The sequence below is a fragment of the Streptomyces sp. NPDC101132 genome (genome assembly GCF_044759225.1).
GTDB lineage: Bacteria > Actinomycetota > Actinomycetes > Streptomycetales > Streptomycetaceae > Streptomyces.
In genome coordinates, this window is sequence record NZ_JBIVYX010000008.1 from 39,666 (window position 1) to 59,907 (window position 20,242).

Consider the following 20,242-nt stretch of genomic DNA (forward strand, 5'->3'; position numbering starts at 1 on the left):
CGCGGGGGTGGTGTGGCAGGCGGGGGCGTGAGCGGGGACGCCCCGGGGTGGGGACGGGGTGCGGGCCGGTCGGCCGGGGTCAGATCAGCGACCGGTACAGGCCCGGCCGGCGGTCGCGGAGGTAGGGGTTGTTCTCCCGCGAGGCCCGCAGCAGCTCCGGGTCGGCCTCGCCGAACACCATCTCCTCGCCGCGTCCGGCGCGGGTGCGGGTGGCGCCGTCCGGGCTCGCCAGGCAGCTGAGGCCGACGAACTCGAACTCGCCCTCGGGACCGGTGCGGTTGACGTACGCGACGTACATCTGGTTCTCGAAGGCGCGCACCGGGACGACCTGCTCGGCCACGAACTGGAACGGGTGCATCTGTGCGGTGGGCACCAGCAGCAGGTCGGTTCCGGCGAGGGCGTGGGCGCGGACGTTCTCCGGGAACTCGACGTCGTAGCAGATCAGCAGGCCGATGGTGAGGCCCGCGTACTCGGCCTGGACGACCGTGGTGTCACCGGGGGTGAAGCTCTCCTGCTCGAAGCAGCCGAAGAGGTGGGTCTTGCGGTAGTTCGCCAGCGAACCGCCGTCGGGGCCGATCAGCTGCGCGGAGTTGTAGACCGTCTCGCCGTCGCGCTCGGGGTAGCCGTAGAGCACGGCCAGGCCGTGGCGGCGGGCGATCTCGCCGATGGCGCGGGCGGACATGCCGTCGGCGGCCTCGGCCAGCCGGGGGACGTCCTCGCCGATGGCGTAGCCGGTCAGGAACATCTCGGGGGTCACCAGCAGGCCCGCGCCCGCGGCCGCGGCACGTCCGGCGGCCTCGTCGAGCGCCTTCAGGTTCTCGGCGACGTCGCCGATCCGTCCGGAGCTCTGGAGGAGTGCGGTGCGCAGCGGGGGCATGGGCGTACCTCTGGGGCGAAAGTATGTTCCTGGGGACTTCTAGACCGTACGGGTCGCCGTTCGGCCCGGACAAGGCGCCAGCGTTGCGCGGCGCTGATCGATTCGTTGCGTGTTCGGGGTGGTCCACGGCGATTCGTTGCGCGGTTCCTGTCGTACCTCAGGCGTAGCGGGCCCCGCCGCGCGGCGGAGGAGGGACCCGACCGGCGTCCGATGCCGCCGGACGCCGGGCCCGACAGAGTGGTGCGTGTCGGGGGGACACCCCCTCTCACCAGCTGAAAGGGACCGAAGATGAACCGCATCGCGCACCGCCGCACGAAGATCGCCGCCCTGGGCGCGGCCCTGCTGATCACCGCCGGCGCCGCGGGTTCGGCCGTTGCGTCGGGTGACGACGCCCCGGGCCGGGGCGGGGCCCGGGAGGCGGCGGCGCTGACCGGCACGGCCAAGCTGTACCGGCCGGCGGGGGACGACATCACCTTCACGTTCGACGCGCACCTGGCCAAGGAACACAACATGGACCCCCGGGCGGCCACCGGCACCTTCCGGTTCAGCCACTACACCGACACCTGGGGCGCCGCGGCCGAGGTGAAGGTCGACTGCCTGATCACGGGCGGGAAGGTCGCGGTGGTGACCGGCGTCGTCACCAAGGCGGACGGGGTCGCCGCCGGCGCCGTGGGCAAGCGGGTCGGCGTCACGGTGCACGACCTGGGCGGCCACGACCGGCTGGGCTACAGCTGGGCCGCGACCGGGGTACCGGGCGAGGGCGAGCCGCTGCCCTGCACGAGCGCCGCGCCCTTCGAGAAGGTCAAGGCCGGCTCGGGGGACTGGAAGGTGCTGCCCTGGATCCCGGAGTACCCGCAGGCCGGGGCGTAGGGCCGGAGGACACCGGAGGCCGCGCACGACCGGGACGGGGGTCCGGGTGTGCGCGGCCTCCGGGCCGTACGCGGTACGGGCGCCGTGGGGGCGTACGGGCGCTACGCGGGCGAGCCCGACGAGAAGCGCCGCAGCAGCGGGGAGAGGACCAGCACGGACTTGGTGCGCTCCACGAAGGGCTCGCCCGCGATCCGCTCCAGGACCCGCTCGAAGTGCCGCATGTCGGAGGCGAAGATCTGCACCAGGGCGTCCGCGTCGCCGGTCACGGTCGACGCGGACACCACCTCCGGGTACCGCTCCAGACCGCGCCGGATGTCGTCCGGCGAGGTGTTGTGGCGGCAGTAGATCTCGATGAAGCCCTCGGTCTCCCAGCCCATGGCGGCGGGGTCGACGCGGACGGTGAAGCCGGTGATGGCCCCCTCCGCCCGCAGCCTGTCGACGCGCCGCTTCACGGCCGGCGCCGACAGGCCCACCTCGGAGCCGATGTCCGCGTAGGAACGGCGGGCGTCCTCGGCGAGGGCGTGGACGATGCGTTCGTCGAGATCGTTCAGTCGCACTGCGGGTGGATCACTTCTCTGCGGTAGCCAGTTCCGAGCGGCGGATGCCGTAGAGGAAGTAGATCACGGCACCGACGGCCATCCAGCCACCGAAGACGATCCAGGTGGCGGTGTCCAGGCTGAACATCATGTAGATGCAGGCCGCGACGCCGAGGATCGGGGTGACCGGGAAGAGGGCCACCTTGAAGGTGCGGGGCATGTCCGGGCGGGTCTTGCGCAGCACCACGACGGCGACGTTGACCAGGCCGAAGGCGAAGAGCGTGCCGATGCTGGTGGCGTCGGCCAGCTTGCCGAGCGGGATGAAGGCCGCGAGCACGCCGCAGAAGAGCGAGACGATCACGACGTTGGCGCGGGGAGCGCCGGACTTGGCGTCGACCTTGGCGAAGGCCTTGGGGACCAGGCCGTCGCGCGACATGGCGAAGAGGATGCGGGTCTGGCCGTACAGCACGGCGAAGACCACGGACGCGATGGCGACGACGGCGCCCGCGGCGAGGACGACGCCCCAGAAGCTGTGGCCGGTCACGTCGGTCATGATCTGGGCGAGCGCGGCCTCGGTGCCCTCGAAGTCCTGCCACGGCATGGCGCCGACGGCGACGAAGGCGACCAGGACGTACAGCACGGTGACGATCAGCAGCGAGAGCATGATCGCGCGCGGCAGGTCCCGCTTGGGGTTCTTGGCCTCCTCACCGGCGGTGGAGGCGGCGTCGAAGCCGATGTAGGAGAAGAAGAGGGTGGCGGCACCGGCGCTGATGCCGGTGATGCCGAGGGGGGCGAGCGGGGCGTAGTTGCCGGCCTTGATGCCCATGAAGCCGATGCCGATGAAGAGCAGCAGGGTGACGATCTTCACCGCGACCATGATCGAGTTGATCCGGGCGCTCTCCTTGGCGCCGCGCATCAGGAAGACCATCGACAGCAGGACGACGACCAGCGCCGGCAGGTTGATGAACCCGCCCTCGCCCAGCGGCGCCGAGACGGCTTCGGGGATGGTGACGCCGATCGTGCCGTCGAGGAGCTCGTTGAGGTAGCCGCCCCAGCCGACGGCGACCGCCGCCACGGACACGCCGTACTCCAGGACCAGGCACCAGCCGCAGATCCAGGCGATGAACTCGCCCATGGTCGCGTAGGCGTACGAGTACGAGGAGCCCGAGACCGGGACGGAACCGGCCAGCTCCGCGTAGGAGAGGGCGGAGAACAGCGCGGTCAGGCCGGCGATGACGAACGAGATCGTCACGGCCGGGCCGGCCTTGGGGGCGGCGGTTCCGAGGACGACGAAGATGCCGGTGCCCAGGGTGGCGCCGATGCTGATCATCGTCAGCTGCCACATGGTGAGGGAGCGCTTGAGGGCGCCGCCCTCGCCCTGGCCGCCTTCGGCGACCAGCCGCTCGACCGGCTTGCGCCGGAAGAGCGGGTTGCCGGCGGGCTGCGGGTGCCCGGTGGCGGGGGGTGCCTGGCCGTGGTCCAGCACGGGGGGACTCCTTGTCGTCGCGGATCGGGAAAGGCATCGACCGCGGCGGTCCGGAGCAGAGCAGTGCCTGGGCAGGCAGGAGCATGGGGACCGCCGAGCAGGCGGTCGCGCCACTCCACGTACAGCGAGTGAGCCTACGAGCAGCCGGTAACCGCCCGTAATGCACCATCCTTGCATATTGGCGCACGATCATTGCGCACATCTGTCCAGGATGGGTGTTTGTTGCACGCGAGTGAAAGATCACTGCGCGGTAACGCTCAGCGATCATGCTTGACACTTCGTCAGATATGGCGGAAGGTGCGCCCGCCCCGGCGTCGCCGCGGCGCCGGAATTCGCCGCCCCCGCCCATGGCGGGGTCCCCGACGGGGCAGACGTTGGGGGTGGACGGCGGCGTGGGCGCGACCTTCCCGAACCCGACGATCGGAGGCGACCGGTGAGCGCATGGCTGGACCCTGTCCCCTTCCTGCGCGGCGTGGCCTGGCTGGACGGCGGCCGGGCGGTGCGGGCCGACCCGGCCGACGCCGCCCGGCTGCCCTGGGACACCGGCGAGCGGGCCACCCTGCCCATCGGCGTTCGGCTGGAGTTCGCCGCGCCGTCCGCGGAGGCGGTGGAGATCCGGTACCGGGCGACCGTGCCGGGGCCCACCGACTCGCTCCGGGACCTGGCGCACGGCTTCGCGCTGTGGAACCGGGAGGGCCCCCTCCTGGAGGTGTTCACCGAGCCGGCCGCGGAGGCGGTGGTGCGGATAGAACTCCCCACCGGGCTGGGCCCGTTCACCATCCATCCCCCGGAGACCCAGTCCCCGCTGATCCTCGCACTGCGGGGCATCGGCGGGGAGCTGCGGCCCGCCCCGCGCGCCCCGCGCTGGGTGGTGCACGGCGACTCCATCACGGAGGGCTGGTGGTCCACCCGTCCCGCCCACGGCTGGCCGGCGGTGGCCGGGCGCGCCCTCGGCCTCGACACGGTGAACCTCGGGTACGCGGGGGCGGCGCGCGGCGAACTCCCCACCGCGGAGCAGCTGGCCGGCCTCCCCGCGGACCTGCTGACCCTCGCCTTTGGCACCAACTGCTGGTCCCGCGTGCCGTTCTCGGCCCCGCTGCTGTACGAGACCACGCGGGCCTTCCTCGACCTGATCCGGCAGGGCCACCCGGAGACCCCCCTGCTGCTGGTCTCCCCGGTGCTGCGGCCGGACGCCGAGCGGGTGCCGAACAAGCTGGGCGCCACGCTGGCCGAGCTGCGGGCCGCGATGGAACGGGCCGCCCGGGAGCGCATCCTGGCCGGCGACCGACGGCTGGCGGTGCTGCCGGGGCTGCCGCTGCTGGCCCCGGAGCACCTGGCCGACGGCCTCCACCCGAACGACGAGGGCCACGCCCGCCTGGGCACCGCCGTGGCCCGCGCCCTGCGCGAGGAGGGCTTCGTCGCGTAGCCGGTGTCGAACGCCTGGATCCGGTCACCGGCCCGGGGCGGCGGGGCCGGTGGCGGAACGCGTCGGGGCCGGAGCCGCGGGGTGCGGTTCCGGCCCCGGCTGCGGGTCCGTCGTCACGGAGCGAGCGGTCAGCTCCAGGAGGCGTGCAGCGGCTTGCCCTCGGCGTAGCCGGCCGCGGACTGGATGCCCACGACGGCCTTCTCCTCGAACTCGGCCAGCGAGCCGGCACCGGCGTAGGTGCAGGAGGAGCGGACGCCCGCGATGATCGAGTCGATCAGGTCCTCGACGCCCGGACGGGACGGGTCGAGGAACATCCGCGAGGTGGAGATGCCCTCCTCGAACAGCGCCTTGCGGGCGCGGTCGTACGAGGACTCGTCCGAGGTGCGGTTCCGGACGGCGCGCGCGGAGGCCATGCCGAACGACTCCTTGTACAGGCGGCCGTCGGCGGCCTGCTGGAGGTCGCCGGGGGACTCGTACGTGCCCGCGAACCAGGAGCCGATCATCACGTTCGACGCACCGGCGGCCAGGGCCATCGCCACGTCGCGCGGGTGGCGGACGCCGCCGTCGGCCCACACGTGCTTGCCGTACTTCTTCGCCTCGGCGGCGCACTCCAGCACCGCGGAGAACTGCGGCCGGCCGACGCCGGTCATCATGCGGGTGGTGCACATGGCGCCGGGGCCCACGCCGACCTTGATGATGTCCGCGCCGGCGTCGATGAGGTCCTTGACGCCCTCGGCGGCGACGATGTTGCCGGCCACGATCGGGACCTGCGGGTCCAGCGCGCGGACCAGCTTGATCGCCTCGATCATCTTCTCCTGGTGGCCGTGCGCGGTGTCGATCACGAGCACGTCCGCGCCCGCGTCGAGCAGCTGCTTGGCCTTGCCCGCCACGTCGCCGTTGATGCCGACGGCGGCGGCGATGCGCAGCTTGCCGTCGGCGTCGACCGCCGGGCTGTACAGGGTCGCGCGCAGCGCGCCCTTGCGGGTCAGGATGCCGACCAGGCGGCCGTCCGCGTCGACCGCGGGGGCCAGCTTGCGGTGGCCGGCGTCGAGCTTGTTGAAGGCCTCGCGCGGGTCGATGTCGGCGTCGATGAGCAGCAGCTCCCTCGACATGACCTCGGAGAGCTGGGTGAAGCGGTCGACACCGGTCAGGTCGTGCTCGGTGACGACGCCGACCGGGCGCTGCTCCTCGTCCACGACCACGCCGGCGCCGTGGGCGCGCTTCGGCAGCAGCGAGAGGGCATCGGCCACCGTCTGGGTGGGGGCCAGCACGATCGGGGTGTCCAGCACCAGGTGCCGGGTCTTGACCCAGGAGATGACGTCGGTGACGACCTCGATCGGGATGTCCTGCGGGATGACCACGAGGCCACCTCGGCGCGCGACGGTCTCGGCCATGCGGCGGCCCGCGATCGCGGTCATGTTGGCGACCACCAGCGGGATGGTCGTACCGGTGCCGTCGGGCGAGGAGAGGTCGACGCCCTGGCGGGAGCCGACCGCGGAGCGGCTCGGCACCATGAATACGTCGTCGTACGTCAGGTCGTACGGCGGCTTGAGGTCATTGAGGAAACGCACGTGCAGACATCCCAGTCGTTCGGAGGTACCTCGACAGGGCGGCAGCCGAGGCAAAACGCACGTACTTCATTCTCCCATGTCCGGACCATTGCGACTCCCGGGACGATCGTCCAGGACATACCGGGCCGGCTGGTCGTTTCCTACGGGACCTTGGTCCTGGCGGGGCTCGTGGGGAGGGTGGGGCGGCGGTGGACGGGGCCCGTGGCGCCGGTCAGGGGGGTGCCCGGGGCGCCGTGCCGGAGGGCGACGATCTCGGCGGCGACGGACAGGGCGGTCTCCTCCGCGGTGTGGCCGCCCAGGTCCAGTCCGATGGGCGAGCGCAGCCGGGTGAGGGCCTCCTCGGGGAGGCCCTCCTCGCGCAGCCGGGCCAGCCGGTGGTCGTGCGTGAGCCGGGAGCCCAGGGCACCGACGTAGCCGACCGGCAGGCGCAGGGCCAGGGCGAGCAGCGGTACGTCGAACTTGGCGTCGTGCGTGAGCACGCAGACGGCGGTACGGGCGTCCAGCCGGCCGGCCTCCGCCTCGGCGGCCAGGTACCGGTGCGGCCAGTCCACGACCACCTCGTCGGCGCCCGGGAACCGCTCGGGCGTCGCGAAGACGGGCCGGGCGTCGCAGACGGTCACCCGGTACCCGAGGAAGGACCCGGCCCGGGCCAGCGCGCCCGCGAAGTCGACGGCCCCGAACACCAGCATCCGGGGCGGAGCGGCGGCGGACTCGACCAGCAGCGTGAGCGGCTCCCCGCACAGGCCCCCGGCCTGCCCCAGCTCGGCGGTGCCGGTCCGGCCGGCCAGCAGCAGCGCACGGGCCCGCCCGGCGGCGGCGCGGTCGAGTGCCGCACCTCCGCCGAGCCCGCCCTCGTACGAGCCGTCGTCCCGCACGGCCAGTGCCCGCCCCAGCCGCTCCGGCGGGCCGGCCACCACCCGGGCCAGCGCGGCCCGGTCCCCCCGCGCGGCGGTCGCCAGCACCGACCCGAGCACCGGCCGCACGGGGTCCCCGGTCCGCACCGGGGCGACCAGCACGTCCAGCACTCCCCCGCAGGTCAGCCCCACGGCGAAGGCGTCGTCGTCGCTGTACCCGAAGCGGTGCACACCGGGAGTGCCGGTGCGGATGGCCTCCAGGCACAGCTCGTGCACGGCTCCCTCGACGCAGCCCCCCGAGACGCTCCCGAGGGCGGTGCCCCGGTCGTCGACGGCCAGGGAGGACCCGGGCCCGCGGGGCGCGCTGCCGCTGACCGCGACCACGGTGGCCAGCGCGAACTCCCGCGGGGCCACACACCACGCGTGCAGTTCCGATGCGATGTCCAGCACGGCGGCCGTCAGCGGATGGAGGCGCGGCGCGCGCTCTGGCCGGGGATCAGGGGGCGGGGCGGCAGGACCGGTCCGGTCCGCCGGGACCCGTACGCCCCCGGGTCGAGGGTGCCGGTGCCGGCCCGTAAGGAGCTCTCGCTCCGGCGGCGGGCCGACAGCAGCGTCGCGGCGTGGGCGACACTGGCGAGGGTGGCGTGGTGGTGCCAGCCACGGAAGGAGCGGCCCTCGAAGTCGCGGATGCCGACGGGTTCGCAGACCTCGGCGAAGTCGAGCTGGACCCGGTCGGTGAGCTTGGCCAGCAGGAAGAGCTGGGCCAGCGGCCGGTCCCCGATGTTGGTGATCCAGAACTCGCTGGGCAGCAGCGTCGCCTCGGTCCACGCGCCGATCAGCAGCAGCGGCGGGTGGGGCGGGCCGCTGCGCTCCTCGCAGTGGGTGCCCAGGATCGTCGCCGAGGTCAGCAGGGTCACCGCGCCCTCGGTGCGGCCGTGCCTGGTCCATTCGACCACCCGGCGCTGGGAGCGCAGGGAGTCGATCAGCTCGCGGGCGGGGGCCAGGTGGAAGCCCGGTTTGTGGCGGCCCGCGCCGCCGAAGGCCACCGGCAGGGAGCCGTCGACCTTGAGGACGAAGGGGATGTCCTGGACGCCCAGGGCGTCGATGGTGCCGGGGAGTTCGGAGTTGCCGACCTCCATGACCACCGGGCGGCGCTGGAGCTGCCAGGTGGCGGCCATCCGCTGGACGGCGTGCACGGCGTCCTGGGAGGGGGTCAGGGAGCGGGCGGTGTCCGGGATGCCGGCGCGCCGTCTGCGCAGGAGCTCGCTGGTCCAGGGACCCGGGAGGGTGAGGGTCCATTCGACCGGGAAGCTGGCCTCGCTGGAGGCGAGCCAGATGCCGCCCGCCTGCTGGCAGTTGGCCGTGCGTCCGAGCTGCGGTACGAACTGCCGGCCGACGCCGACGGACCGGTCGCCCGCCTTCTCGATCACCATGGGGCGGACCACCCAGGCCAGGGGCCGCTGCGCGGTGCGTTCGAGGTGCTGGGCGAGGGACCGGCGTACCGGGGTCCAGTCCCACGGGGATTTGCTGATGAACTGCTGGAGGCTCTGTTCCACGGAACTGGCCCCCGCGCCCGCGATATTGCGGATGGTCTTCTTACCCTCGGTGGAAACCAGGCCGTTGAGATAGACGCGGGCCCAGTTCCGCTGGTCCCGCCTGGGTAATGATTCGAAGAACAATGGAATCAGTACGTCGATTAATTCGGAGAGCTCCTTCGTGGATTCCTCCGGCAGGACTCCGCGAGCCATCTGCGCCTCCCCCGCCAACTTCTAGATCCAATACCCTACTTGACCGTTTCGAACGCCCGTAGGCCACCGAGGTTACTTCCTGAGGTCGCTGGCGCTTTCGAGCCGCTCTTCCCCCACCACGAGCGGAACGGGGATCTGGTTCGCCGCGTAGTAGACGGCGATGAGCCCGTGTGCGACCAGTGTGGCGGGAGCGGAGAAGAAGGACAGGATGACGGTCAAGGGGTACGCCACGGCGCCCAGTCCGAACCGCATCCGGGTGGCGCGCGCCCCCTCCTTGTCCACCGTTTCGTGGAACAGGTGCCCCACGCGGGTCACGTACCACCAGAAGCCGAGGAAGGCCAGGGCGTATACGACCGTCCACGCGCTGTAGAGGATGGCCGCGGCATTGTCCGATTCGGGGTCGTTCAGGTTCTCGGCCAGTACCGAGGTCGTCCACGGGATCACCGAGACGACCATCAGGACCAGCAGGTTGAGGTACAGCAGCGGCCGGTCGACCCGCTTGAGGTGACTGAAGATCGTGTGGTGGTTGACCCACATGACGCCGATGATGAGGAAGCTCACGACGTACGCGGCGTAGTGCGGCCACTGCTCCCACAGGGCGTGCCAGAGTTCGTGCCCGCCTTCCTCGGGCACCTTGATCTCCAGCACCAGGATCGTGATGACGATGGCGAACACGCCGTCGCTGAACGCCTCGACGCGGTTGGTCTCCTGCTCCATGACCGTCCCTGGATTCGTTTGTCGTGGTGTGCGGGGAGGGGAGGGTTTCCCGGTCCCTCCCCGCACACGCCTACCCACGGAACCGGTTCAGCTTCCGAAGCCGGCGGTCTGCCGCCAGATCCGGCCATCGCGGACGACGAGCGTCCCGAACGCGTGCTCGGGCTCGCCGTTGAGGTTCATGATCGCGCGGTAGAAGATGGTGTCGTCGGTCTCGATGTACTCCTGGAGTTCGACCAGCGCCGGCTTCAGGGTGAGATAGCCGGTGAACGTCTCGCGTACGGCGTCGATGCCGGTGGAGACGCCCTCGAAGCGCAGCAGCACGGCGTCGTCCGTGTAGTTCTTCATGACGGCGTCGATGTCGAGGGCGGCCAGGGCCTCCATCTGGCGAACGAACACCGGGTGCAGCTTCTCGATCTCGTACTTGGGCATGTCAACTCCCTCTGGACGGACTGGACTGACGGGACTCACTGGACGGGCTGGACTGGCTGGACTGGATGGACGGACCCGCGGACCGCCCCGGTGCGAGGGGCAGGCGCACGGTCATCCGGGTGTCGCCCGGCACGGACCGGGCGGTGAGCGAGCCGCGGTGGCGCTGGGTGACGATCCGGTACGAGAGGTGGAGCCCCAGACCGGTGCCCTTGCCCACGTCCTTGGTCGTGTAGAAGGGCTCGAAGACCCGCGGCAGGGACTCCTCCGGGATGCCGCGGCCGGTGTCGGCGACCTCCACGACCATGCAGCCGCCCTCGGCGCGGACGCGGAGCGTGAGCGTCCCGGAGCCCTCCATGGCCTCGGCGGCGTTGTCGACGAGGTTGGTCCACACCTGGTTGAGCTCACTGGGATAGCCCGTCAGTTCGGGCAGGTTCTCTTCGTACGCACGGACGACGGTGATACCCGTGAGCTTGGCCCGCAGCACGACGAGGGTGTTCTCCAGGCCGTCGGTGACGGCGAACCGCTGCTCCGGCGCCCGGTCGAGGTTGGCGTAGTCCCGGGTGGCGGCGACCAGCTGGGAGATCCGGGGGCCGGCCGCGCGCAGCTCGGCGGTGAGCGCCCGGGTCTCCAGGAGGGCGGCCAGGTGGTCCAGGGCGGCGGGGAGGGCCGGCTCGGTGACGCCCTCCAGCCGCTCCAGCAGCCAGCCCAGCTCCAGGCCGAGGTCGGCGAGGCCCGCCGCGAGGAGACCGGCGCTCTCCGCGCCGGTCTCCTCGGCCCAGTCCGCCAGCTCCTCCTCGGCGTCGGCCTGGGCGAGCGGGTCGCTGGTGGCCGGCGGCGGAAGCGTGTCGAGGGCGGCGGCGAGCCGGTCGAGCACGGCGCGCTGGGCGCCGTCCGCGACCGCGCCCCAGCTGTGCGCGGTGCGGACGAGCCGCTCGACGGCGGGCCCGAGTTCCTGGGCGGCCCGGGCCACCGCGGCGGCGGGGTTGTTCAGCTCGTGGGCCAGGCCGGCGGCGAGCGTGCCGAGGGCCTCCACGGTGGCCCGCTTGCGGGCCTGGACCTCGGAGGACTTGATCCGCCAGGCGAGGACGGGCAGCAGCACGGCCGCCACGCCGTGGCAGCGGCCCAGCATCTCGAAGAAGACCTGCCGGGGGTACGTGACCACGCTGGTCGCCGGTCCCGAGGCGGCCGCGGTGGCGACGTAGCCGCCCTCGGTGAGCAGCGGCAGCTCGCCGGTGAAGCGGTGGGCGGCGGACGGCTTCCCGTCGTGCCCGTCGGCGCCCTCCTCCTCCGTGGAGTGCCGGGTGAGGACCTCCTCGCGGCCGTCGACCACCTTGGTGACGACCAGCCCGCCGGAGAGCAGGACGTGGAACTCGGCGTCCGGGTCCCCGTCGTGGAACAGCACCTCGCCGTCGGCGAGGGTGCGCGGCCGGGAGACGGACACCAGCCAGTCGAGCTGTTCCTCGGTGAGCCGCTCGAAGAGTTCGAGGGAGCGCAGGGTCGCGCGCAGGTCGCTCATCCGGCCGCCTCCTCGCGCCGCACCCGGGCGGCCAGCCGCAGCGTCGCCACGAGGGCGACCAGGCAGACCCCGGCCACGGCGGCCATGAAGCCGACCGAGGTGCGGTGCAGTCCGTGGATGTTGGTCAGCAGCCCGGCCAGCACCGCCGGGACGCTCATGGCGAGGTACGCGAAGACGTAGACGGCAGCGGTGAGTTCACCCCGGTGGGCCGGCTCGGCCAGGGCGCTCAGCGCGCGGAACGAGCCCAGGAAGGCGGCACCCCAGCCGCTGCCCAGCACGGCGGTGGCGCCCAGGAACACGGCGGGCGACCGCAGCGAGAGGGCGAGCAGCACCAGGCCGAGGCCGGCGACCATCAGCGCCAGCCCGAGCAGGGCGGTGCGCAGCGGGGCCACCCGTCCGAGCAGCAGCTGCGCGGCGGTGGCGGCCCCGGCGAGCAGCGCCACGGTCGCCCCGCCGACCAGGTAGTCGGTGCTCTCCAGCAGGGAGAGCGCGAGGTGCGGGCCGAGGGAGAGGTAGAAGCCGCCGACCGACCAGACCGCGACGATGGTGAGGACGAGTACGGCGAACCGGCCCCGTACGCCCGCGGGCACCCGGATCCGGTGCGGCACGATCCGCATCCCGCCGCCGGCACCCGGCGCGCTCTCCGGCATCCGGACCACCCCGGCCAGGGCCAGGGCGAACGCGCCGACGAGCAGCAGGTAGCTGAGGGCGGTGGGGGCCGGGGCGTACTGGACGAGCAGGCCCGCTCCGAGCCCGCCGAGCCCGATGCCCACCGTGGGGCCGGCGCTGTTGACCTGCGCCCCGAGGGCGGGCCGGGCGGGCGGGGCCAGTTCCAGCAGGGCGGCGCCCATCGCGCCGGTGGCCAGCCCGACCGCCAGGCCCTGCACGGCGCGGGCGGCCAGCAGCCAGCCGAGGCCCTGGGCCCCGGCGAACAGCAGCATGGAGACGATGGCGAGCACCAGTCCCGCGCCGAGCACCGGCCGTCTGCCGAGGGTGTCGGAGAGCGAGCCGAAGCCGAGCAGCCCGGCCAGCACGGTCACCGCGTAGACGGCGAAGACCACGGTGACCGCACCGGAGGACAGGCCCCACTTCTGCTGGTACAGCACGTAGAGCGCGGAGGGCACGGACGAGGACAGCATGAGCAGCACCAGGACCGCCCCGACCACCCGGAACCCGTTGCCCGCCCGTGCCTCCCGGCGGGCCCGGTGGGCACCGCCGGTCTGCCGTTTGGACGTCTCGCTCAGCACGGCTACTCCCCCGACTGTGGTTGCTCCCGGCCCCTGGCGGCGTTCGAGGGGCGGGGTTCCCCCGGCGGCGGCCGGGGGCGGCTGGGGGCGGCGCCCCCGGGAAAGCGGTCCCGGGGGCGTCCCCGGGACCGGTACGACGGCGGGTGCTAACCCCGCGGGGCGGCCGCCGCACGGGCGAGGGCCCGGGCGGTCAGGACCCCCGCCAGGTGGCCCAGGTACTCCGCCGACACGCCGCGGCCCGGTACGAAGCGGTCCGGCGGCTCCTCGCGGAAGGCGGCCAGCACGGTCGCGGTGTCCAGGCCGCCGCCCCGCAGCCGGTCCTCGACGCCGCGCAGCCGGACCGGCCGGGCGGTGGCGCCGGTGACCGCGACACGGAGGCCGTCGGGCCCCACCCGTACCGCGACCGCGCAGACCGGGTAGCGGGTGGCGCGGTCGGCGGTCTTCTCGAAGGCCGTGGCGGGCGCGGGCGGCACGGTGATCGCGGTGACCACGGACCCGGCGGGCGGGCCCGCCAGCGCGAACTCCTCGGCCGGTACGGACCGCCGCCCGCCGGGCCCGGCCAGCAGCACCCGGGCGTCGGCCGCCAGGGCGGCGACCGGCAGGTCGGTGGGCCGGCCCGCGGCGGCCAGGTTGCCGCCGACGGTGCCGAGGTTGCGCACCTGCGGGTCGCCGTTGGCGCGGGCCGCGGCCGCCAGGGCCGGAGCGGCCTGCCGTACCCGCCGGTCGGCGGCGAGTTCGGCCAGGGTGGTGGCCGCGCCGATCCGCAGGCCCCCGCCGTCGGTCCGGCGGATGCCCCGCAGTTCGTCGAGCCGGCGGACGTCCACCAGGAGCCGGGAGCCGCGGCCGGGGAAGACGGCGTCCCCGGTGCGCAGGTCGGCGAGCAGGCTCTGGCCGCCGGCCAGGACCCGTGCGCCCTCGGCCGAACCGAGCAGCGCCAGCGCCTCGGTCAGGGTCGCGGGGCGCGCGTAGTCGAACTCGGTGAGGATCACTGGGCCTCTCCTCGCAGGCGGCGCCAGACCTTCTCCGGCGTGAGGGGCATGTCGATGTGGGTGACCCCGAGGTCGGACAGGGCGTCGACGACGGCGTTCACGACCGCGGCGGCGGGCGGCACGGTGGCGATCTCGCCGGCGCCCTTGGCCCCCAGGACGTTGTGCGGGGTGGGGGTGACGGTCTTGTCCAGGGCGAAGAACGGCGCGTCGGCGGCGCGCGGCAGGGCGTAGCTGCGCAGGTCGCTGCTGATCAGGACGCCCTCGTCGTCGTAGACGGCGGCCTCCATCAGGGCCTGGCCGAGGCCGTGCAGGATGCTGCCCTCGATCTGGCCCTCGACGATCTTGGGGTTGCCGATGTTGCCGGCGTCGTCGACGGCGGTGTACGCCACCACCTCGGTCTCGCCGGTGAGTTCGTCGACCTCGACGACCGCGACGTGGGTGCCGAAGGGGTAGTTGAAGCCCGGCGGGTCGAAGTGGGTGGTCTCGTCGATGGCGGGCTCGATCTCCGGCGGGAGGTTCCAGCCGTACCAGCAGGCCATGGCGAGGTCGGCGAAGGCCTTGCCGTTCTCCGGGTTGGCGCGCTCGAAGACGCGGCCGCCCTCGTACACGACCTGGTCCTCGGGGAGTTGCAGCAGCGCGGCTCCGGCCCGGCGCATCTTCTCCTTCACCTTGCCGGCGGTGAGGGCGACCGAGGGGCCGGCCATGCTGAAGGAGCGGCTGCCGTACGTGCCCTGGCCGTAGGGGGCCTTGAGCGTGTCGCCCTCGTACACCTGGACCAGCTCCGGGTCGATGCCGAGCACGTCGGCGGCGACCTGGGCAAAGACGGTGCCGTGGCTCTGGCCGGTGGAGGCGGAGCCGACGGTCACGGTGACCTCGCCGGTGGGGTGGACGCGGATGTTGGCGCTCTCCCAGGTACCGCCCAGCATGCCCTCCTGGGACATCCGGGTGGAGGGGCCGACCCCGCAGATGGCGACGTAGGTGGCCAGGCCGACGCCGAGCCGCCGGCCGCGGGTGCGGGCCTCGGCCTTGCGGGCGGGCATGTCGGCGTAGCCGGCCAGGGCCAGGGCCTTGTCGAAGTTCTCCTGGTAGCTGCCGGAGTCGTAGGTCCAGCCGAGGCCGTTGTCGTACGGGAACTTCTCGGCCGGGACCAGGTTCTTGCGGCGCACGGCCGCGGGGTCCTGGCCGATCTCGGCGGCGTACCGGTCCACCAGGCGCTCCATGAGGAAGGCGGCCTCGGCGCGGCCGCTGCCGCGCTGGGCGCCGAGCGGCACGGTGTTGGTGAAGGCCGCGTACACCTCGCAGAAGGCGGCGTCGACGTCGTACATGCCGGTGATGGAGCGGCCCATCAGGGCGGTGGCCACCCCGGGCCCGATGGTGGACGGGTACGCGCCGAGGTTGGCGTGGCTGGTGCAGCGCACGGCGGTGATCCGGCCGTCGCGGGTGCCGGCCAGGGTGACGTGCTGGCGGTGGTCGCGGCCCTGGACGGTGGAGTTCATCAGGCCGGTGCGGGTGTCGACCCATTTGACCGGGCGGCCCAGGGCCTTGGCGAGCTTCAGCACGAGGGCCATGTCCGGGTAGAGGTAGCCCTTGGTGCCGAAGCTGCCGCCGACGGTGGGGGCGACGACCCGGAGCTTGTTGAACGGGATGCCGAGGACCAGCGCGGACAGCAGGAAGCGGTGGTTGTGCGGGCCCTGGGTGGAGGCGTGCAGGGTGTACTCGCCGGTGGCCGCGTCGTACTCGCCGACCGCGCCGCGGGGCTCGATGGGGCTGTTGATGGTGCGCTGGTTGACGAGGTCGAGCTCCACGACGACCTCGGCCTCGGCGATGGCGCGGTCGGTGCGCTCCCGGTCGCCACAGGTCCAGTAGGCGTTGAGGTTGCCGGGGACGGCCTCGTGGAGCTGCGGGGCGCCCTCTTCGAGGGCGTGGTCGGCGCGGGTGACCACGGGCAGCGGCTCGTACTCGACGGTGATGGCGCGCAGCGCGGCGTGCGCCTGCTTCGGGGTCTCGGCGACCACGACGGCGATGGGGTCGCCGACGTGGCGGACGGTGTCGCCGGTGAGCACCGGGCGGGCGCCGGGCAGTCCGTACGGGTGGGGCGGGAAGTGGCTCTCCACCCCGCCGGGTATCCAGATGCAGGGCAGCGGCATGACGTCCTGGAAGTCGGCGGCCGTGGCCACCTTCAGGACGCCGGGCAGCTGTTCGGCGGCCTTGGTGTCGATGCCCAGGATGCGCGCGTGGGCGCGGTCGCTGCCGAGGATGGCCATGTGGGCCATGCGGGGCAGTTCGATGTCGGCGACGTACGTGGCCCGGCCGCGCAGCAGCTGCGGGTCCTCGCGGCTGTCGAGCGGCGCGCCGAGCGGTCGGTTGTGGTCCCCCACCACGGTGGTCATCGCGGTCATCCCTCCGTCGTGGCGGCCGGTCTGGGGGCGGCGGCCGCGGGCTCCGCGGCCGCCGCGGCGCAGGCGCGCTGCACGCCGCGCACCACGCTGTGGTAGCCGGTGCAGCGGCACAGGTTGCCCGTGAGCCACTCGCGGATCTCGGGCTCGGTGGGCGCGGGTCCGTCCTGGCTGACGTCGAGCAGCTCGCCGAGGGACATGACCATGCCGGGTGTGCAGAAGCCGCACTGGGTGCCGTGCTCCTGGCGCAGGGCCTCCTGGAGGCCGGTGAGCTCGTCGCCGGCGGCGACGCCCTCGATGGTGGTGACCTCGCTGCCGTCGGCCTGCACGGTCAGCAGGAGGCAGCTCTTGACGGACCTGCCGTCGAGGCGGACGACGCAGGTGCCGCACTGGCCGGTGTCGCAGCCGACCTTGGTGCCGGTGAGGCCGAGTCCGTCGCGCAGCCGCTCGACGAGCAGCTCGTTCGGTTCGGCCGGGAAGCGTTCCGGCACGCCGTTGACGTTCAGTTCGACATTCATGACCACGCCCCTTCGCTGTGCTCCGTTGACCGCGTGCCGTCGTGGGCGCGGGCGCTTTCGCGCGCGCGTGTTCCGCCGGCCGCGTGCGCTGTCACCGCGCGCCGATTGCGGCGAGCGCCTGCTCCGCCGTGAGCGTCCGGTTGAAGAGCGGACCGCCGGGCTGCTGGAGGATTCCGCCCGTGTGCAGCGAGCCGGTGTCGAGGACCGCGAATCCCAGTCCCCTGACGGTTCCCGCCACGATTTCCTTGGCCTCCGGGTCGTCGCCCGCGACGTGGTGCGCGAGGCGTTCCTCCTCGGGCTTTCCGGTGGTGCCGGCCGAGCCGAGCGTGACGAAGTGCATGGTGTTGAGCGACTTCACCAGCCGCGCGCCGGGGTACCAGTCGGCGGTGAGCTCGCTGGAGCCCCGGCCACCGAGGTCGCGCGGCCGGCCGGGTCCGGTGAACGCGTTCATCGCGTCCACCAGGACCTTGCCGCGGACCGCGGCGGCGGGCAGCAGCCCCCGCGCGCTGTCGAACGGCACCATCAGCACCAGGAGTTCGGCCGCCTCGGCCACCTCGGCCGGGGTGCCGGCGGTGGCGGCGGGGCCCAGTTCCGCGAGAAGCGGGCCCAGCGACCGCGGGCCGCTCGCGTTGGCCAGGGCGACGCGGTGGCCTGCCGCGACGAGGATGCGGGCCAGGGTGGATCCGATCCGCCCGGTGCCGATGACGCCAGTGTCCATGTCTCCTCAGCTCATGCCGATCCAGACCGACTTGGTCTGGGTGTAGCTTTCGAGGGATTCGGGGCCGCACTCGCGGCCGAAGCCGGAGGCCTTGTAGCCGCCGTAGGGCACCGCCGGGTCGTACTGGTTGTAGCAGTTGACCCAGACGGTGCCGGCCTTGATCTGCGAGGCGACCCGGTGGGCGCGGCGCAGGTCCTGGGTGTGGACGCCGGCGGCCAGCCCGTACGCGCTGTCGTTGGCGATCCGTACCGCGTCCTCCTCCGTGTCGAAGGGGATGACGGACAGGACCGGGCCGAAGATCTCCTCCTGGGCGATCCGCATGGAGTTGTCGACCCCGGTGAAGACCGTGGGGAGGAAGTACAGGCCCTCGGAGGACGCGCCCTCGGGGGTCCAGCCGGTGCCCCCGGTGCGGAGGGTGGCGCCCTCCTTCTGGCCGGTCTCGATGTACGAGCTGACCTTCTCGAACTGGCCCCGGTGGGCCAGCGGCCCGAAGAGGGTGGCCGGGTCGCGGGGGTCGCCGGGACGGAGCGCGGCGGCCCGGGCGACCAGGCGCTCGACCAGTTCGTCGTGGATCGGGCGCTGGAGCAGCAGCCGGGAGCCGGCCGTGCAGATCTCGCCCTTGTTGTAGTAGATGCCGAAGAAGGCCAGTTCCTCGGCGAGGTCGAGGTCCGCGTCGGCGAAGACGATGTTGGCGGACTTGCCGCCGAGTTCCATCGTGACCTTCTTCAGGGTGCCGGCGGAGCGGCGGATGATGCTCTGGCCCACCGCCGTGGAGCCGGTGAAGGCGATCTTGTCGATGCCGGGGTGGCCGGTGAGGGTCTCGCCCAGTTCGACACCGGGCCCGGTGACCACGTTGAGCACCCCGTCGGGGATCTCGGCCTCCTGGAACAGCTCGGCGATCTTCAGCGCGGTCAGCGGGGTGGCCGGGGAGGGCTTGTGCACCACCGTGTTGCCGGCCGCGAGCGCCGGGGCGATCTTCGTCATCGACAGCAGGAGCGGGAAGTTGAAGGGGGTGATCGCGCAGACCACGCCCAGGGGTTCCCGCAGGGTGTAGGCGAGCTGTCCGCCCGCGGGGTTGCGGGAGGAGCCGTCGACGCGGGTGACCGCGCCGGCGTAGTAGTGCATCAGCTGGGCGGCCATGGGGGCGTCGACCGTGCTGGAGAACGCGAACGGCTTGCCCATGTCCACGGTCTCCAGCAGGGCGATCTCCTCCAGGTCGCGCTCGATGAGCTCACCGACCCGGTTGAGCCGCAGCGCGCGCTCCTGGGCGGAGAGTCTGCTCCAGGGGCCTTCCTCGTAGGCCGCCCGGGCGGCGGCCACGGCGGCGTCGGCGTCCGCGGCGGTGGCCTGGGCCACCGGCACGATCTCCTGTCCGTCGACGGGGCTGAGGTCGGGCTCCGTGCGGCCGTCCTGGGCCGCACGCCATTCGCCGCCGATGAACAGCTTCCCCGGGTTCGCCAGGGGCTGGTCGCTGAGCGCGAGCTTCGTCATGGCTGCCTTCCGGTGTGGGTGGGGGGTTCGGGAGGCCCCCACGGGCCTCAGTTGCCGAGCTGCCGTAAGAACGTCTCGGCCAGGGCCTTGGAGGAGTACGGGTTCTGACCGGTGGTCAGGTTGCGGTCCACGACCACGTGGGAGTCCCAGATGAGGTCGGCCTTCTCGTAGCGGGCGCCGAGCCGGGTGAGCTCCGCCTCGAGGATGAAGGGCAGCCGGCCGGCCATGTTGGTGACCAGTTCCTCGCTGTGCGAGAAGGCCGTCATCCGGTAGCCCTCGAAGGGCCAGCGCCCCTCGCCGTCGCGCAGGGCGAGCAGCGAGGTGTGGCCGTGGCAGACCGTGGCCAGCGGCTTGTCCTGGGCGATGGCCCAGCGCAGGATCTGCGCCAGCTCGTCGGACTTGGGCAGGTCGCCGATGGCTCCGTGGCCGCCGCTCACGTAGATCCCGTCGTAGCCGGCGACGTCCTTCTCGCCGAGGTCCTCCAGGGCGAGCGGCGCCTTGAGCTGCGGGGTGCTCTCGATGACCCGGACGTACTCGGCCGCGTTGGCCGCGTCGTCGTCCGCGGAGCCCTCGGGCCGCACCCATTTCAGGAAGTTCGGGTCGATGCTGGTCTGGTCGACCGTGGGGGCCCGGCCCCCGATCGTCGCCACGTCGACGCTGTGGCCGGCGGCGCGGAAGAGCTGGTACGGAACGACGAATTCCTCGGCCCAGAATCCGGAGGGGTGGAGTTCCCCGTCCAGGAGGTGGAGCGTGGCCTTGGCCGTCATGACGACGAGAATCTTCATGACTCTTTCTCCTCTTTCTGGAGTGGTGCCGATTCAACACGCCGGTTCTGGGGCGCGCGAGGGTCTGC

General features: G+C 72.8%; 18 protein-coding genes. 2 read left to right on the forward strand and 16 right to left on the reverse strand.

The genetic code is table 11. The features are described 5' to 3' along the window. Positions 1–79: 79 nt before the first annotated feature. Positions 80–877 carry a carbon-nitrogen hydrolase family protein gene (locus tag ACIQUR_RS19455; protein WP_403665643.1) on the reverse strand — a complete coding sequence of 266 codons (798 nt, stop codon included), beginning with the start codon at positions 875–877 and terminating at the stop codon, positions 80–82. Positions 878–1,165: 288 nt separating this feature from the next. Between ACIQUR_RS19455 and ACIQUR_RS19460 the strand changes: the two genes are divergently transcribed. Continuing rightward, the gene (locus ACIQUR_RS19460) at positions 1,166–1,747 is read left to right on the forward strand and encodes a Repetin (RefSeq protein ID WP_403665645.1); all 582 of its coding nucleotides are present in this window, start codon (positions 1,166–1,168) and stop codon (positions 1,745–1,747) included. Positions 1,748–1,848: 101 nt separating this feature from the next. On the opposite strand, the gene ACIQUR_RS19465 is transcribed toward ACIQUR_RS19460, so the two are convergent. Together ACIQUR_RS19465 and ACIQUR_RS19470 are read right to left on the reverse strand one after the other, a co-directional pair. After that, on the reverse strand, positions 1,849–2,304 hold the full coding sequence (locus ACIQUR_RS19465; RefSeq protein WP_030199146.1) for an Lrp/AsnC family transcriptional regulator: 456 nt from the start codon (positions 2,302–2,304) through the stop codon (positions 1,849–1,851). Between the two features lie 10 nt (positions 2,305–2,314). Further along, the gene (locus tag ACIQUR_RS19470) at positions 2,315–3,769 is read right to left on the reverse strand and encodes an amino acid permease (RefSeq protein ID WP_403665648.1); all 1,455 of its coding nucleotides are present in this window, start codon (positions 3,767–3,769) and stop codon (positions 2,315–2,317) included. A 433-nt stretch (positions 3,770–4,202) separates the two neighbouring features. On the opposite strand from ACIQUR_RS19470, the gene ACIQUR_RS19475 reads away from it, so the two are divergent. Further along, positions 4,203–5,195 carry a GDSL-type esterase/lipase family protein gene (locus ACIQUR_RS19475; RefSeq protein WP_403665650.1) on the forward strand — a complete coding sequence of 331 codons (993 nt, stop codon included), beginning with the start codon at positions 4,203–4,205 and terminating at the stop codon, positions 5,193–5,195. A gap of 128 nt (positions 5,196–5,323) precedes the next feature. Here the strand turns inward: ACIQUR_RS19475 and ACIQUR_RS19480 are convergent, their stop codons facing one another. The 13 genes from ACIQUR_RS19480 to ACIQUR_RS19540 form a co-directional block, all read right to left on the reverse strand. Further along, positions 5,324–6,772 carry a GuaB1 family IMP dehydrogenase-related protein gene (locus tag ACIQUR_RS19480; RefSeq protein ID WP_403666263.1) on the reverse strand — a complete coding sequence of 483 codons (1,449 nt, stop codon included), beginning with the start codon at positions 6,770–6,772 and terminating at the stop codon, positions 5,324–5,326. Between the two features lie 134 nt (positions 6,773–6,906). Continuing rightward, positions 6,907–8,070 carry an XdhC family protein gene (locus tag ACIQUR_RS19485; protein WP_403665652.1) on the reverse strand — a complete coding sequence of 388 codons (1,164 nt, stop codon included), beginning with the start codon at positions 8,068–8,070 and terminating at the stop codon, positions 6,907–6,909. Between the two features lie 8 nt (positions 8,071–8,078). Next, on the reverse strand, positions 8,079–9,368 hold the full coding sequence (locus ACIQUR_RS19490) for an IS701 family transposase (protein ID WP_403665654.1): 1,290 nt from the start codon (positions 9,366–9,368) through the stop codon (positions 8,079–8,081). A 72-nt stretch (positions 9,369–9,440) separates the two neighbouring features. Next, positions 9,441–10,085, reverse strand: a complete 645-nt coding sequence (locus tag ACIQUR_RS19495) for a TMEM175 family protein (RefSeq protein WP_403665656.1) — start codon at positions 10,083–10,085, stop codon at positions 9,441–9,443. 87 nt (positions 10,086–10,172) lie between these two features. Next, positions 10,173–10,514: a nuclear transport factor 2 family protein gene (locus ACIQUR_RS19500; RefSeq protein WP_403665657.1), complete on the reverse strand. Its 342-nt coding sequence runs from the start codon at positions 10,512–10,514 to the stop codon at positions 10,173–10,175. 1 nt (position 10,515) lies between these two features. Continuing rightward, positions 10,516–12,030, reverse strand: coding sequence for an ATP-binding protein (locus ACIQUR_RS19505; protein ID WP_403665659.1), 1,515 nt, complete (start codon positions 12,028–12,030; stop codon positions 10,516–10,518). Then, a complete protein-coding gene (locus ACIQUR_RS19510; protein WP_403665661.1) occupies positions 12,027–13,277 on the reverse strand; it encodes an MFS transporter in 1,251 nt (416 codons plus the stop codon). Before ACIQUR_RS19510 ends, ACIQUR_RS19505 begins: the two co-directional genes overlap by 4 nt. Positions 13,278–13,423: 146 nt before the next feature. Beyond that, complete coding sequence (locus tag ACIQUR_RS19515; protein WP_403665663.1) at positions 13,424–14,266, reverse strand: FAD binding domain-containing protein; 843 nt, start codon at positions 14,264–14,266, stop codon at positions 13,424–13,426. Beyond that, positions 14,263–16,665, reverse strand: a complete 2,403-nt coding sequence (locus ACIQUR_RS19520; RefSeq protein ID WP_403665665.1) for a xanthine dehydrogenase family protein molybdopterin-binding subunit — start codon at positions 16,663–16,665, stop codon at positions 14,263–14,265. Before ACIQUR_RS19520 ends, ACIQUR_RS19515 begins: the two co-directional genes overlap by 4 nt. Then, positions 16,662–17,180, reverse strand: coding sequence for a (2Fe-2S)-binding protein (locus tag ACIQUR_RS19525; RefSeq protein ID WP_403665667.1), 519 nt, complete (start codon positions 17,178–17,180; stop codon positions 16,662–16,664). Before ACIQUR_RS19525 ends, ACIQUR_RS19520 begins: the two co-directional genes overlap by 4 nt. 91 nt (positions 17,181–17,271) lie before the next feature. Continuing rightward, positions 17,272–17,898, reverse strand: a complete 627-nt coding sequence (locus ACIQUR_RS19530) for an NADPH-dependent F420 reductase (protein WP_403665669.1) — start codon at positions 17,896–17,898, stop codon at positions 17,272–17,274. Between the two features lie 6 nt (positions 17,899–17,904). Continuing rightward, entirely contained in the window at positions 17,905–19,389 is a 1,485-nt protein-coding gene (locus tag ACIQUR_RS19535; protein ID WP_403665671.1) for an aldehyde dehydrogenase family protein, read from the reverse strand. 47 nt (positions 19,390–19,436) lie between these two features. Next, positions 19,437–20,174: a type 1 glutamine amidotransferase domain-containing protein gene (locus ACIQUR_RS19540; protein WP_403665673.1), complete on the reverse strand. Its 738-nt coding sequence runs from the start codon at positions 20,172–20,174 to the stop codon at positions 19,437–19,439. Positions 20,175–20,242 lie beyond the last annotated feature (68 nt).